This window comes from Exiguobacterium sp. QJM3NY_9, from assembly GCF_056173545.1.
In genome coordinates this window covers 2,396,129-2,410,111 of sequence record NZ_CM149679.1, presented here as the reverse complement: position 1 = coordinate 2,410,111, position 13,983 = coordinate 2,396,129, and the positions used below count along the sequence as shown (strand labels likewise).

Sequence of the window (13,983 nt, the reverse complement as noted above, 5' to 3'; positions counted from 1 at the left end):
TTGGGAGACAAGAAAAATAAGATTATCATCAAAGGCGCTCGCGTCAATAACCTTCAAAATATCGATGTCGAAATCCCGCGCGATCAGCTCGTCGTCTTGACGGGCTTATCGGGATCCGGGAAGTCATCACTCGCGTTCGATACGATTTATGCGGAAGGGCAACGACGTTATGTCGAAAGCCTCTCCGCTTATGCACGCCAGTTTTTAGGGCAGATGGATAAACCGGATGTCGATGCGATTGAGGGACTTAGTCCGGCAATTTCAATCGATCAAAAGACGACGAGTAAAAACCCCCGCTCGACTGTCGGGACGGTGACGGAGATTTATGATTACCTCCGTCTGCTGTATGCGCGAATCGGCAAACCGATCTGTCCGAACCACGGGATTGAGATCTCGAGTCAAACGATCAGTCAGATGGTCGACCAAGTGATGGAGTTACCTGAGCGGTCACGGTTGCAGATTTTGGCACCGATCGTTTCCGGACGAAAAGGGGCGCATGTCAAAGTCTTTGAAGATTTGAAAAAAGAGGGCTTCGTCCGTGTCCGTGTCAATGGCGATACAATTGATTTAACGGATGACATCGCACTCGAAAAAAATAAGAAACACTCGATTGAAGTCGTCGTCGACCGTGTCGTCGTCCGACCGGACGTCGAATCACGGCTCGCCGACTCACTCGAAACAGCACTCCGCCTTGCGGATGGACGTGTCATCGTCGATACGATGGATGGCAATGAGCTACTTTTCAGTGAGCATCATGCGTGTCCCATTTGTGGTTTCTCAATCGGAGAACTCGAACCACGGATGTTCTCGTTCAATTCGCCATTCGGGGCCTGTGCCTCATGTGACGGACTCGGGACGAAACTTGAAGTCGATGTCGATCTTGTCGTACCGCATGCAGACAAGTCACTCAACGAAGGGGCAATCGTCGCGTGGGAACCAACGAGCTCACAATATTATCCGCAACTGCTCAAAGCAGTCTGTGAGCACTTTAAAATCGACATGGATACGCCGTTCGAACAGTTGTCAGACGAACAACGCGACATCATCTTAAACGGCAGCACGAAAGAAGAAATTCACTTCCGCTATGAAAATGACTTTGGCATGGTCCGCAACACGGATCTGTTCTTTGAAGGTGTCTTGAATAACTTACAGCGTCGTTACAAGGAGACGTCATCGGATTTCATCCGCGAGCAGATGGAAGGATACATGGCGAAAAAAGCATGTCCGACCTGTAAAGGGCATCGTCTGAAACGCGAATCGCTTGCCGTCAAAGTATCCGGTATCCACATTGGGGAAGTGACGAAGATGTCAGTCAAGCAAGCCGTCATCTGGTTCGAAGAGTTGCCGGCGAAACTATCGGAAAAAGATCAAACGATTTCACGGATGATTGTTCGCGAGATTCATGAACGGTCATCGTTCTTAGAAAACGTCGGTCTCGATTATTTGACGATTTCCCGTGCTGCCGGTACATTGTCCGGTGGGGAAGCGCAACGGATTCGTCTCGCGACACAAATCGGCTCCCGTCTGACAGGTGTCCTCTATGTCCTTGATGAACCGTCAATCGGCTTACACCAACGTGATAACGACCGATTGATCAGTACGCTGAAAACGATGCGCGATCTTGGAAATACGTTGATCGTCGTCGAACATGATGAAGACACGATGATGGCAGCGGATTACCTGATTGATATCGGACCCGGTGCCGGTGATCACGGCGGCTTCGTCACAGCGGCCGGTCGACCGGAAGAATTGATGAACGACGCGAATTCACTGACCGGACAATATTTGTCGGGGAAGAAGTTCATTCCTGTGCCGACTGAACGGAAACAACCGGACGGACGGGCGTTACGAATTAAAAAAGCGTCAGAAAATAACTTAAAAAATGTCGACGTCGATATCCCGCTCGGCTTGTTCGTTGCCGTGACCGGAGTATCAGGTTCCGGGAAGTCGACATTGATTAATGAAATTCTCTACAAGACGATTGCACATGAGATGAACCGGGCAAAAGAAAAGCCGGGAGCGCATAAAGGCATCACAGGACTCGACCAAATCGATAAAGTCATCGACATCGACCAATCTCCGATCGGTCGGACACCACGTTCGAACCCGGCGACGTATACAGGTGTCTTTGACGACATTCGTGATGTTTTCGCTTCGACGAACGAAGCGAAGTTACGCGGCTATAAAAAAGGACGCTTCAGTTTCAACATCAAAGGTGGACGGTGCGAAGCGTGTCGCGGAGACGGGATCATTAAAATCGAGATGCATTTCTTGCCGGACGTCTACGTTCCGTGTGAAGTCTGTCACGGGAAACGGTATAACCGCGAGACGCTCGAAGTAAAATATAAAGGTAAAACGATTTCGGACGTTCTTGAGATGACAGTTGAAGAGGGACTCGAGTTCTTCGAAAAAATTCCGAAAATCAGCCGGAAGCTGCAAACGATTGCTGACGTCGGATTGACGTACATGCGTCTCGGACAGCCGGCGACGGAACTGTCGGGCGGTGAAGCACAACGCGTGAAGCTTGCTTCGGAACTGCATAAGCGGTCGACCGGGAAAACGATTTACATTCTCGACGAACCGACGACGGGACTGCATGTCCATGACATCGCCCGCCTGTTGAAAGTCTTGCAACGCCTCGTCGACAACGGCGATACGGTCCTCGTCATCGAGCATAACCTCGACGTCATTAAGACGGCGGATTACTTGATTGATCTTGGTCCGGAAGGTGGCGATGGTGGAGGTATGATCGTTGCAACAGGAACACCGGAAGACATCGTGCAAGTCAAGGAATCGTATACAGGACATTACTTGGCACCTGTTTTGGAACGGGACGCAGCCCGAATCGAATCATGAAACTTTTTTGACGGAGGATTCGTAAAAGGGAAGTAAGGGAAGTAGAACGAAAGAGTGAATAAGTTTTCCTGCGTCATAGCGTGTTCAGAAAATAGGAGGGGAATGTTCATGAAACAAGATATGCGTCAGTTGATACTTGAACAGGTAAAAGAAGGAAAGTTGACGATCGATGAGGCACTCGATAAGCTCGAACGCCTTGAAGCACTCGATCAACAACAATCGACGACAGCAAGTAATCATAAGTATGTCGATGAACCGGAACAGTACGACCGCGTCGATCATTACACGGTTGATTCACTGACGTCGAAAGTGATGTCTGCTTTTGATGGTCTCGTCAACCGGATTAAAGAGAGTGATCTCTCATTAAATCAGACGTCCGGTCCGAACGTCACGTACGTCAAACAATTCCCATTCAGTGGAGAGACGATTCATTTGGATTTATTTAATGCCAATGCCGTTGTCGAACCAAGTGATTTAGAGGAGTGTGAGTTGACGGTGACGGGGCGTCCGCTTCGCCAAGTCAATGAGGAGCAAGCGCTCGAACAACTTCAAGCGTCGCTTCAACATTCCGTCTCCGCTAACACGCTATCGATTCGCTTGAAAGATAAACGCGTCCGGGCGACGATCCACTTAAAAGTTCCGCGTCGTCACTACGAGGCGTTCGTGTTACAGACGTTGAATGGTGAGATTACGTTGTCGTCGCTTGACGCGACGAGCGTTCAACTGATGACAGCGAACGGACGGATCCATGTCCGCGATCTTTACAGTGAGGATTTGAAAGCTTCGACGGCGAACGGTTCGATTGAAGTCGAAGAGTCAGAAGTCAAAATGTTAAAAGCGAAGACGGCAAATGGTCAAATCATCGCGAACGGGGTTTTTGAACGTTCTGAGCTGAAAACCGCGAACGGCAATGTCCGTTGTGAACTCAAAACAGCCCACGACGCGAAGATTCAAGCGTCGTCACTCGCGGGAAGCATCGCTTTGATGTTGCCGCATGGCGCTGAAGTATATGGTGAGCTGGAAACAAACTTTGGTGGGTTGAATTGTAACCTCGATGAGATGGAAGTGATTCGCGACCAAAAAGATGTCGTGAACCGTAAACTGCATTTCGTCTCCGGTCGTGACCGGACGCCGAAGATTGAAGTCGAAGCCGATACGAAAACGGGAACGATTTCCGTGACGCACGGTGTTCACTTAAGTCCACAAGCGTTCTAATCAAAAATCCCGCCTGCTTCCTGAAACCGGAGCCGGCGGGATTTTTTTATCGCTTCCTGATGCAAATGTATGATTAAGCATCGCAATCAAAAAATAATGTGTGACTACAGTCAAAAAGGAGGGGATGCCATCTAAATGATGCGCATCCCCTTCTTTTTGATTAGTAGTTATAGTCTTCATCCATCATTGGTTCGTCCCAGTTCATATTGTCGAAGTTGTTCATGTCGTACCCGAATGAAATGAATGTGATGACACCGACGATAGCGAGGACGATTGCGGCAATAATTAAGCCGATTCCCATCCAACTTTTGCTGCGCGCCCGGTTCCAATAAAAGACGATTGCGAGAATGAGTGAAATAAATGGACCACTTAGCACGATTCCGACCAGTGAGATGATGAAAAATAAGAGCGATGTCTGATTTTGATCACGCGAATAGGACTTCCACATATCGATTAACGAGATGATGATGTAGACGAGTCCGAGGATTGCAAGGATCCCGCATAAAATCATAATGATGATCATTCCGATACCACTACCTGACATATTCATCATTATAAAACCCCTCCTTTGATTTGTTCCTAACTGTATTCAATTCCCAAGATGGTAAGCTTCTAATCGAATTCATTGATTTTAGCAAAAATATGGTACAATACTTCAAGTGAAAGGGGCTGATTGAGCGTGCAAGCAAAAGTGCGAACAGCTGAAATCGTAAAGCAATTCAATTTAAAAATTGTCACCGGAGAAGAAGGACTACATCGTCCGATTTTGACGGCTGATCTCTGTCGACCAGGCCTCGTCCTCGCTGGTTATTATGCGTATTATCCGGCAGAACGTCTGCAAGTCCTCGGGAAAACAGAATTGACGTTTTTCAACAACCTGACGTATGAGGAACAGCTCGAACGAGCAAACGTCCTCTGCACGGATGAAACACCAGGGATTTTAGTGACGCGCGGGTTTGAGGTACCGGAAGCGATCATCAAAGCAGCTGACGAAACGAACGTACCGCTCTTGACGACGAAGGGACATACGACATCGGTCGAATCTCAAATCACGAACTTCCTCGAAGCGGAACTCGCCCCGACGACAGCGATGCACGGCGTCCTCGTCGATATTTACGGAGTCGGCGTCTTCATCAAAGGGGCAAGTGGTGTCGGTAAATCCGAAACGGCACTCGAACTCGTCAAACGGGGACACCGCCTTGTCGCGGACGACTCCGTTGAAATTCGTCAGACGGGTGACGGCATCTTGGTCGGGACAGCGCCGAAATTGATTCAGCATCTCCTTGAGATTCGCGGAATCGGCATCATCGACGTCATGACGTTGTTCGGTGCAGGTGCTGTACGGTCGCATAAAAAAATCAGCCTCGTCTGTAATCTGGAAATTTGGGATCAAACGAAAGTCTATGACCGCGTCGGTCTTGATCAAGAGACGTTACAAATCATCGATACGGAAATTCCGTTTTTGACGATTCCGGTTCGTCCCGGGCGTAACCTTGCCGTCATCATCGAAGTCGCGGCGATGAACTATCGTCTGAAAAATATGGGCATCAACACAGCAGAAGAATTCGCCGGACGTCTCGCGCAAGCGATCGAAGACGGGAACGGTGGTCTATGATGGGGACACTCGCAACGGTACAACCGACATTCGACCGCGTCGCGATTGAGCTCGGTCCGATTCCAATCTATTGGTATGGTGTCGTCATCGCCTTGGGCGCAATCGTCGGCTTGATGATCGCGATCTTCGAATCGAAGCGAATCGGCTTCAACGAAGAATACGCGGTCGATGTCGTCATCTGGTCGATTCCGATCAGCATCATCTGTGCCCGGATTTACTATGTGGCTTTCGAGTGGCAGTATTACGGTCAACATCTCGATCAAATCATCAACATCCGCCAAGGCGGAATCGCGATTCACGGTGCCATCATCGGGGCGATTTTGACAGTCATCCTGTATACGCGAAAGAAAAACATTTCGTTTTGGCAAATCGCCGATATCCTGGCACCGTCACTCCTGTTCGGTCAAGCGGTCGGACGCTGGGGTAACTTCTTCAACCAAGAAGCGCACGGGGGAGAGACGACATGGTCGTTCCTGCAAGATACGTTGCACTTGCCGAACTGGATCGTCAATCAGATGTATATCGACGGCGTCTATTACGTGCCAACGTTCCTCTATGAGAGCATTTGGAACATCATCGGCGTCATCTTGTTGATTGTCTGGCGGATGAAGTTCAATCCGCGTCGCGGCTACGTCTTCCTCGGTTATCTCGTCTGGTACTCGATTGGACGTTACTATATTGAAGGACTCCGGACGGATAGTCTGTTGATGGGGGACGGACTGCGGACGGCACAAATCGTCTCGATTTGTTTAATCGTCTTCGGACTCGTCATGATGGTCATCCGGAAAAATGCTGTCCGCTACTTGGATGGAACGACACGGGAGGCGAAGTAAAACGATGATTAATACGATTCTATTTGATTTAGACGGTACGTTGATTGATACGAACCCGTTGATTCTAAAAAGTTTTGAACATACGCTCAGTTACTACTATCCGGAACGGACGTTTACGGAGGCAGAATTGCTTCCGTTCATCGGTCCGACACTGGAAAAATCATTTTCAGAGCTCAACGCCAAGCAGTGGAAAGAAATGGTCGCCTTTTACCGCAGCTATAACATCGCGATGCATGACGCACTCGTCCTTGAATATCCGGGTGTCCTCGACGGTTTACGCCGCTTGAAGGAACAGGGCTACAAGATGGCGGTCGTGACGTCAAAAAGTCGTCGCGTCGCCTTAAAAGGGATTGAGCTGTTCGGACTGACGTCACTGTTTGAGACGATCATCGCAGCAGACGACGTGACGGAAGAAAAACCAGCCGTCGAACCATTCGAAAAAGCGATGGCACTCCTCGGTTCGACAACAGACGAGACAATCATGGTCGGGGATAACGACACGGATATCAACGGCGGGAAAAATGCCGGGTTGAAAACCGTTGCGGTCGGCTGGGCAATTAAAGGACGTCCGTATCTCGAAGCATTAGAGCCAAGCGTCATCATCGACTCGATGGAACACTTGAGTGACTGGATCGAGGCGCAAAATGGCACGGCGGACTGATCGCTATCACGTCGGGGCGACGAATCCGTTATGGCACATGTACCGGACGGTTTCGTTCTTCAAGGTCATGTGGTGTTTCCTCATCATTACAATCGGGCGATTTTCGCCGTCGCTCCGCTTTAAGAATGGCTTGTACCGGACGTGTCTCCGGATGAAGATCGGCGACCGGACGGCGCTTGCCTTGATGGTGATGCCGGACACGATGTTCCCGGAACGAATCTCGATTGGCTCGAATACGATCATCGGCTTCAACACGACGATTCTCTGTCATGAGTATTTGACGACCGAGTACCGGATTGGCAACGTGACGATCGGTAGTGACGTCTTAATCGGCGCGAACGTGACGATTTTACCAGGGGTGACGATCGGGGACGGTGCTGTCATCGGTGCCGGTTCCGTCGTTCACCGGGACATCTTACCGAACGAACGCGTCTCGAGTCAGCCGCTTCGCCGGCATGAAATGTGACGAAACTGTGAGAAGGAGGTCGATCCGCAATGAATTATATTCGCTTCACCTATAAGACAGGAAAGTATTTCGGAAGATTATTCGCAGAACGTCCACAAGGTCTCGTCGTTGAAGTCCTCGCCGTCGAGAAACATCCGACGCAAGGTGATCTGCATCAACCGAACCAAGTTGACGTACCGCTCTTCCATATCCGTACCGCCTTACATCAACACGAAAAAATCACGGTTTCTCCAAGTGTCGTCTATGCATATGACGGAGAGATTCCAGCGTATTCCGACAGTTTACGCCAAGCATTCGAAAAAGATGTTGAGCGTCTGCAAAACAAGAATCCGCAAGAAGATGCTTTTGTACGAAAATGCTTAGAGAACTACAAGGAACTCGAAACCATTTATGCGAAACGTTGGGCGTAAACCCCGGCGTTTTTTTCTGTTGCAACGCTATCCGAGATAGGTTATTCTTGTCTCTGCAACTACGAAACTAGATTTATATTATGGGGGCTTGAATCACTATGGAATTAACGGAATACAAAGCAGACCCCTTTGCGATTACAACGCGCCAAGCGGAACTTTTTTATTTTCGCGGACGGAAGGCGCATCGGGAAGGGAGACTCGAAGAGGCGGTCTATCATCTTGACGAAGCGACGACGCTTCAACCAGAAGATGTCCGTTACCTACTACGTTACGCACGTGTCCTGTTCGAAACGGGAGAAATCAATCATGCGAACGATGTATTGAAACGTGTCCGTGCACTCGATGAGTCAAATACCGAATCACTCTTTTATTTAGCGAATAACTATGCGCACGTTTCTTTATATGAAGAAGCAAAAGAATATGCGCTCGAATATTTAAAACATGCGCCGGCAGGCAAACACGCAGAGGCATCGGCCGCACTCGTGGAATTGATTGATCTTGAGCAAGAGCTTGAGGATGACGATGAAGATGAGTTGATTCGTCTCCATGCACAAGCCCAGCGCCAAATCGATAAAGGGATGTTGTTTGCAGCACAGGACACACTCGAGTCCTTGATCGCGACGTACCCGACATTTTGGCCAGCCTACAATAACTTGGCAATCGTCGAATTTTATCTCGGTGAAAATGACCGGGCTTTCCATTCGCTTGAACGCGTCTTAGAAGGAAATCCGGGAAATCTCCACGCGCTTTGTAATACGCTCGTTCTCTTACATGAGATGGGGCAGGATGAAGAAGCGCACCGTCTGTCACGGAAGCTCGAACACGTTCGTTCCGTCAATCTTGAAACACGTTATAAAGTCGCATCGACTCTTGCGATCATCGGTCGTCATGACTTAGCGTACGAAGAATTGAAATTGCTCGAACGCCGTGGCTACCGAGGCGACCCACTATTCGGTCACTGGTTATCGATTTCTGCATTCAAAACGGGACATATCGAAGAAGCCGCAGCCTTCTTACAATCAAAAGAAGCCGCGAGCTTACGGGAAGAACAAGAGGCATACGACATTCGTCATAACCTTCAGTTTCGTTCCGCCTTGATTCAAGCGTTGAAAACGGAAGATGATGTCTCACGCATTTTCACGGCTTTGTTACTCGGGAAACTAAATGACGAGGAAGCACGGTTGGCCCTTTCGATGATGCCGGAAGTAACGGATCACGAAGATGTCCTGCAGCTGACAGAACAAATTTTGCATGAGATGAATGGACGGAGCGATATCGTCGATGAACGGATTCATCGTGCCTTACAGACGATTCGTCTCGCAGAACATTACGTATCTGACGAAGAGCGGATGAGCCTCGAAGGCGATTTTTATGAACGGTTTGCCCGACTCGTCCTCAGTGGCGAAACGTTCGACTCGGTTGAAGGTTCAGCCGCTGCATTAATCCATCTGTTTCATGAATTGCGTGAAGGAATGTTGATTGAAGAGTGTGCCGAACTGGTCGATGTCTCCTTTGACGAGGTGGCGATGACGATTCGTGCCTACAAACAACACCTGACACCTGCTCGGGCAAAATGTTAGACGTTTGCCATATTCTCACCTATACTCAAATTACAATGAAACTTAAGATGGGGTGGAAACATGACAGAAACTGCTGAAAAAATTTATGATGTCATCATCATCGGCGCAGGTCCTGCCGGAATGACGGCAGCACTTTACGCATCACGCGCAAACCTTTCAACATTGATGATCGAACGCGGTATTCCAGGCGGTCAAATGGCCAACACGGAAGATATCGAGAACTATCCGGGATACGACAGCATCCTTGGACCGGACCTTTCACAAAAAATGTTCGATCACTCGAAAGCATTCGGCGCAGAATACGCGTACGGTGACGTCCGTAGCATCGAGGATGGACGTGCTTTTAAAACGGTCCATGCACACAACAAAGATTATCATGCGCGTGCGATCATCATCGCATCGGGCGCACAATATAAGAAAATCGGTGTACCGGGCGAAGAAGAGCTCGGCGGTCGTGGTGTCTCGTATTGTGCCGTTTGTGACGGAGCTTTCTTTAAAGAAAAAGAATTGTTCGTCATCGGTGGTGGGGATTCAGCGGTCGAGGAAGGTGTCTACTTGACACGTTTCGCGAAAAAAGTCACAATCGTCCACCGTCGTGAAGAATTACGTGCACAAAAAATTCTTCAAAAACGTGCGTTCGATAACCCGAAAATCGATTTCATCTGGAACCATACCGTCAAACAAATCAACGAACAAGACGGTAAAGTCGGTTCAATCGATTTAATCAATACGAAAACGGCAGATGTGACGACACATCCAATCGATGGTGTCTTCATCTACATCGGAATGAACCCGATCACAGGTTACGTCCAAGATCTTGGTATCTTGAACGATCAAGGATATGTTGTGACGAACGAAGGCATGGAGTCAAACATCAAAGGAATCTTCGCAGCTGGAGACGTCCGTGAGAAAACGCTCCGTCAAGTCGTTACGGCAACGAATGATGGTTCGATTGCTGCTCAAAATGCACAGCATTATATCGAAGCGTTACTCGAGGAATTACAGGAATCATCACAGGTGTAAGACAGGAACCAGCTTTGTTGGAGGGGACTTCAATGAGGCTGGCTCTTTTTTTATGCTATACTGAATTTGGAATAAAAAATACACGCGGAACTGTTGTCTGGAGGGCGAAAAGATGGAAGAGAATCAACCGCAATTGGTCATCATCACGGGAATGAGTGGAGCTGGAAAGAGTGTCGCCATGAATAGCTTTGAGGACTTAGGCTACTTCTGTGTCGACAATCTCCCACCGACGTTACTGCCGCAATTGATTGAAGTGATTGGGCAAGTCCGTCCGAAAATTGCCGTCGCCATCGATACACGTGCTCGTGATTTTATTGATAGTTTCTTTGTCGTTTACGAAGATTTGAAAAAAACGAACCTGCAGATTCGGATGTTGTACTTAGACGCACGCAATGACGTCCTCGTGCGCCGCTATAAAGAGTCGCGGCGTTCGCATCCACTGGCGCCGACTGCGTCACCACTGATTGGTATCGAGCGAGAGCGGACGCTGCTCGAAGGATTCCGTGACAAGGCACAGATGCTGATCGATACGAGTGACATCAAACCGCTTGCACTGAAAGAACGCTTGCTCAAAGAATTTACGGAAGGGGAACGGATTCCCTTTACCGTCAATGTGATGTCGTTTGGTTTCAAGCACGGTCTGCCGCTCGATGCCGATCTCGTCTTTGATCTTCGTTTTCTGCCGAACCCGTTTTATATTCCGGAGTTACGTCCGAAAACGGGACTCGATCTCGAAGTGTCGTCATACGTCATGAAATGGCCGGAAGCGAAATTGTTCTATAAAAAGCTCGTCGACTTGCTTGAGTTCCTGATTCCCCAGTACGAACGGGAGGGAAAATCGCAACTCGTCGTCGCCCTCGGCTGTACAGGCGGTAAACACCGCTCGATTACGTTTGCGGAAGCAATCAGTAAAGAATTTGAAAACCAGTATCACGTCGTCACGAATCACCGGGATTATGTTCACGCGAAGGAGGAAAAGTAATGAAATGGGAACGGAAAGTCGTCGCGATTGGCGGTGGAACGGGCTTGTCGACTCTTTTGCGTGGACTGAAGCATTATCCGCTCGACATCACGGCCATCGTCACGGTCGCGGATGACGGGGGGAGCTCGGGGCGCTTACGGACAGAGTTCAACATGTTGCCGCCGGGTGACATTCGAAACGTCATCGTCTCGCTATCGAAGTCCGAGACATTGATGGACCGGATCATGCAGTACCGTTTTGAAACGGGAGAAGGACTTCACGGTCACTCGCTCGGAAACTTGATGCTGACGGCTGCGACGCAGCTCTGTAACGGCTCGTTCGTCGAGGCGATTGGCGTCATGGGACAACTGTTGAATGCGGAAGGGAAAGTCTATCCGGCGACGGAGCGGACGATTACGTTATGTGCCGAGTTCGAAGACGGGACGATTGTCAAAGGCGAGTCGTTGATTCCGAAAGTCGGAAAGGTCATCGAGCGGATTTATTTGGAAGAAGAAGATGTCCGTCCGGTACCGGAGGCGATTCAAGCAATCCTTGAGGCCGATGTCATCGTCCTCGGACCAGGGAGTCTCTACACGAGTATCATCCCGAACGTCTTGATTGATGAAATCCGGGAAGCGATTAAACAATCGCTTGCACCTGTCGTCTATATTTGTAACGTCATGACGCAACCGGGTGAGACGACGGCCTTCACGGCAAATGATCACTTGACTGCGCTCGAACGTTTTCTTGGTCAAGGTGTCGTCGATACAATCATCGTCAATAACGAATCAATCGATGCAAGCTATTTGCGAAAATACCAAAAAGATCATGCCGATATCGTCACTTACGATGATGAACGTTTCGTCGAGGCGGGAATTGAAGTGCTCGCGGACGATATCGTCGACTATAACCATCATTTCATCCGTCATGACGCGGACGCGGTCGCGAGCCTCGTCATGCGGAAAGTATTATCGATTCGACGGGTGCGTCAACTCGAAGGGAAGGAGGAATTGACGTGAGTTTTGCTTCAGAAGTTAAAAAAGAATTAACACAGATTGCCATCACGGATCACGAGATGAAGGCAGAATTAGCGGCGCTCGCACGGATGAACGGTGCGATTTCGTTCGGACTCGGCCGCGGATTGACACTTGATATTTCGACTGAAAATGCGTCGATCGCGCGACGGATTTATTCATTATTAAAACGGGCATACGGGGTCCATCTGGATTTACTCGTCCGAAAGAAAATGCGCCTCAAAAAAAATAACGTCTACATCGTTCGCGTGAAGCAACAAGCCGATAAGATTCTGCAGGATTTAGGTATCCTCGGCGAAGGATTCACGATGATTCGTTCAATCAGCGATACGATTTTAAAAGATGAACGGCGGGCACGTGCCTATTTACGGGGGGCGTTCTTAGCCGGAGGGTCACTGAACAATCCGGCGACGTCGTCGTACCATTTAGAAATCTTCAGTCTCTATGAGGATCATAATGCGGCGCTTCGGAGTTTGACGAACCAATTCGATTTGAATGCAAAAGCAATCGAGCGTAAGAAAGGGCACATCCTCTACATCAAGGAGAGTGAAAAAATCTCTGATTTCCTCAAGGTAGTCGGGGCGACCCATTCGATGCTTCGTTTTGAAGATGTCCGGATTTTAAAAGATATGCGGAATTCGGTCAATCGTCTCGTCAACTGTGAGACAGCGAACCTCAACAAAACGGTCGGGGCAGCGCTCCGCCAAGTGGAGAACATCAAATTTCTCGAACGGACGGTCGGACTCGATGTCTTACCGGACAAGTTACGGGAAATCGCGATTTTACGCGTGACGCATCAAGACGTGACGCTGCAAGAGCTCGGCGAGATGGTCGAGAGCGGCTCCATCTCAAAATCAGGGATCAATCATCGATTGCGGAAAATTGATCAAATCGCGGACAAACTCCGGAATGGTGAGTCGTTGACAGGTGCGCTCTAAAGGGGAAACTTGCGAGATGAACCATAGTCTACTATAATATATAGTCGGTGCAACTAAATGTTCGAATTAAGGAGTTTTTGAAATGGCTAACGAAAAAAAACGTATTTCGCTGACAGTCGATGCGAAATTTGATGAAGTCTTGACGAAAAAAGCAAAATCAATCGGTGTACCGAAAAGTACACTCGTGACATTCGCAACATCACTCTTCCTTAAGCAATTGCAAGCAGAAGAAGAGCTTTCACCACATGCGAACGGGATTTACACATTGATTCGTGAAAACCACGACATCGTGTCTGATATTACAGATCTCATCGACTAACACAAACGATCCTTTTCAGGTTCGGGACGAACTTTCATGATTCAATGAAGTTCATGCCCGGCGTGGAGAGGA

14 protein-coding genes are annotated in these 13,983 nt (G+C 48.9%); 13 read left to right on the top strand and 1 reads right to left on the bottom strand.

Annotated elements, in window-relative coordinates:
- Together uvrA and AC0VYQ_RS12360 are read left to right on the top strand one after the other, a co-directional pair.
- Nucleotides 1-2,856, top strand: coding sequence for an excinuclease ABC subunit UvrA (gene uvrA, locus AC0VYQ_RS12365; protein ID WP_475403651.1), 2,856 nt, complete (start codon nucleotides 1-3; stop codon nucleotides 2,854-2,856).
- Between the two features lie 108 nt (nucleotides 2,857-2,964).
- Nucleotides 2,965-4,071, top strand: coding sequence for a DUF4097 family beta strand repeat-containing protein (locus AC0VYQ_RS12360; protein WP_029331375.1), 1,107 nt, complete (start codon nucleotides 2,965-2,967; stop codon nucleotides 4,069-4,071).
- 160 nt (nucleotides 4,072-4,231) lie between these two features.
- Here the strand turns inward: AC0VYQ_RS12360 and AC0VYQ_RS12355 are convergent, their stop codons facing one another.
- The gene (locus AC0VYQ_RS12355) at nucleotides 4,232-4,624 is read right to left on the bottom strand and encodes an Asp23/Gls24 family envelope stress response protein (protein ID WP_215193076.1); all 393 of its coding nucleotides are present in this window, start codon (nucleotides 4,622-4,624) and stop codon (nucleotides 4,232-4,234) included.
- A 126-nt stretch (nucleotides 4,625-4,750) separates the two neighbouring features.
- Between AC0VYQ_RS12355 and hprK the strand changes: the two genes are divergently transcribed.
- The 11 genes from hprK (at nucleotide 4,751) to AC0VYQ_RS12300 (ending at nucleotide 13,911) form a co-directional block, all read left to right on the top strand.
- On the top strand, nucleotides 4,751-5,686 hold the full coding sequence (hprK, locus tag AC0VYQ_RS12350) for an HPr(Ser) kinase/phosphatase (RefSeq protein ID WP_029331373.1): 936 nt from the start codon (nucleotides 4,751-4,753) through the stop codon (nucleotides 5,684-5,686).
- Nucleotides 5,686-6,519 carry a prolipoprotein diacylglyceryl transferase gene (gene lgt, locus AC0VYQ_RS12345; protein WP_088837753.1) on the top strand — a complete coding sequence of 278 codons (834 nt, stop codon included), beginning with the start codon at nucleotides 5,686-5,688 and terminating at the stop codon, nucleotides 6,517-6,519. Before hprK ends, lgt begins: the two co-directional genes overlap by 1 nt.
- 4 nt (nucleotides 6,520-6,523) lie before the next feature.
- On the top strand, nucleotides 6,524-7,180 hold the full coding sequence (gene ppaX, locus AC0VYQ_RS12340; RefSeq protein ID WP_214766841.1) for a pyrophosphatase PpaX: 657 nt from the start codon (nucleotides 6,524-6,526) through the stop codon (nucleotides 7,178-7,180).
- Entirely contained in the window at nucleotides 7,164-7,646 is a 483-nt protein-coding gene (locus AC0VYQ_RS12335) for an acyltransferase (RefSeq protein ID WP_214766843.1), read from the top strand. Before ppaX ends, AC0VYQ_RS12335 begins: the two co-directional genes overlap by 17 nt.
- Nucleotides 7,647-7,675: 29 nt before the next feature.
- Nucleotides 7,676-8,056, top strand: coding sequence for a sporulation phosphorelay system protein KapB (kapB, locus tag AC0VYQ_RS12330; RefSeq protein ID WP_088837750.1), 381 nt, complete (start codon nucleotides 7,676-7,678; stop codon nucleotides 8,054-8,056).
- A 98-nt stretch (nucleotides 8,057-8,154) separates the two neighbouring features.
- A complete protein-coding gene (locus tag AC0VYQ_RS12325; protein WP_159173409.1) occupies nucleotides 8,155-9,636 on the top strand; it encodes a tetratricopeptide repeat protein in 1,482 nt (493 codons plus the stop codon).
- Between the two features lie 60 nt (nucleotides 9,637-9,696).
- The gene (gene trxB / locus AC0VYQ_RS12320) at nucleotides 9,697-10,659 is read left to right on the top strand and encodes a thioredoxin-disulfide reductase (RefSeq protein ID WP_029331364.1); all 963 of its coding nucleotides are present in this window, start codon (nucleotides 9,697-9,699) and stop codon (nucleotides 10,657-10,659) included.
- Nucleotides 10,660-10,771: 112 nt separating this feature from the next.
- Nucleotides 10,772-11,641, top strand: coding sequence for an RNase adapter RapZ (gene rapZ / locus AC0VYQ_RS12315; RefSeq protein ID WP_029331363.1), 870 nt, complete (start codon nucleotides 10,772-10,774; stop codon nucleotides 11,639-11,641).
- Complete coding sequence (locus tag AC0VYQ_RS12310; protein WP_029331362.1) at nucleotides 11,641-12,639, top strand: gluconeogenesis factor YvcK family protein; 999 nt, start codon at nucleotides 11,641-11,643, stop codon at nucleotides 12,637-12,639. The genes rapZ and AC0VYQ_RS12310 overlap by 1 nt, the downstream gene beginning before the upstream one ends.
- Nucleotides 12,636-13,592: a DNA-binding protein WhiA gene (gene whiA / locus AC0VYQ_RS12305; protein WP_088837747.1), complete on the top strand. Its 957-nt coding sequence runs from the start codon at nucleotides 12,636-12,638 to the stop codon at nucleotides 13,590-13,592. The genes AC0VYQ_RS12310 and whiA overlap by 4 nt, the downstream gene beginning before the upstream one ends.
- An 82-nt stretch (nucleotides 13,593-13,674) precedes the next feature.
- Nucleotides 13,675-13,911 carry a hypothetical protein gene (locus tag AC0VYQ_RS12300; RefSeq protein ID WP_029331360.1) on the top strand — a complete coding sequence of 79 codons (237 nt, stop codon included), beginning with the start codon at nucleotides 13,675-13,677 and terminating at the stop codon, nucleotides 13,909-13,911.
- The last annotated feature ends 72 nt before the right edge of the window (nucleotides 13,912-13,983 follow it).